The following is a 967-nucleotide window of genomic DNA, read 5'->3' as shown; positions in this document are numbered from 1 at the left end:
AAGCACCGCGCTGAACAAAAAGCCCCGCTCGCGGGGCTTTTTGTTGCCTGCAAACACTGCATTCTGTGTGAGCAGGCTTGCCTGCGATGGCATCGGTGGGGTGTCCGTGAGTTCGCGGCGCCTGTATCGCAGGCAAGCCTGACTTCCACTGGATCGAGAAACATCCGGCAAATCCCTCGGAAACACCCTTAACTCCGAGAAATTCTTCAACCCAATGTTTATATCCTGATCGCACAGAGCCCCGTAAAATCGGGCCTCATGAATACTTCTGGCAGCCGTTTGAAAGCCCTCCTGCGCGAGTGCAACCTGACACCCTCCGACTTTGCCGCCCACCGCAAAGTGACACCGCAGCACATCAACAACTGGTTCAACCGCGGTGTTCCCCTGGCGCGTATCGATGAGATCGCAGAACTCCTGTGCGTCTGCAGCAAATGGCTACGCAGCGGCGAAGGGCCCAAGCATCCGCCACCCGCACCGCGCATCACCCCGACCGAAATCGAAGTCGAACCACCCGACACCAGCCTGATGGCCGCGAACAAAGAGGATGACGCGCAACTGCCCTTCTACCGCGTGAAGGACAAACAACTGAGCGTGATCGCCGACCGCCACCTGCGCCTGCCCGCCTGCAGCCTCGAGCGGCTTGGTGTCGATCCCGCGCGAGCATTCTGCTTGAGCATGCCCGACACCAACATGGCCCCGCTGCTGTCACAGGGTGCGACCCTGGCCATCGACCGCAGCCTGACCCGCATCGTCGAAGGCGAACTCTACGCCCTGCTGCACAATGGCCGGCTGCGCATCCACACCCTCAGCCGCCTGCGGGGTGGTGCCATTGCCCTGCACAGCTACGACAATCGGCAATTCCCCAGCGAAAGCTACAGCCCGGCCCAGGCCAAAATGCAGCACCTGGAAATTCTCGGCTGGGTCTTCTGGTGGGGACAACGGCGTACCGAACGGCCAGCCTAAAGCG

The 967-nt window shown here is 61.0% G+C and carries 1 protein-coding gene; it reads left to right on the top strand.

Annotation, left to right across the window (positions count from 1 at the left end; genetic code table 11):
- The first annotated feature begins 258 nt into the window (after nt 1–258).
- Nucleotides 259–963 carry a LexA family transcriptional regulator gene (locus EKA13_RS27355; RefSeq protein ID WP_065762050.1) on the top strand — a complete coding sequence of 235 codons (705 nt, stop codon included), beginning with the start codon at nt 259–261 and terminating at the stop codon, nt 961–963.
- The last annotated feature ends 4 nt before the right edge of the window (nt 964–967 follow it).

Origin of the sequence: Pseudomonas defluvii (assembly GCF_001695625.1) — a bacterium.
Lineage (GTDB): Bacteria > Pseudomonadota > Gammaproteobacteria > Pseudomonadales > Pseudomonadaceae > Aquipseudomonas > Aquipseudomonas defluvii.
The sequence above is the reverse complement of the archived record's forward strand: the minus strand, read 5'-3'. Positions and strand labels throughout refer to the sequence as shown.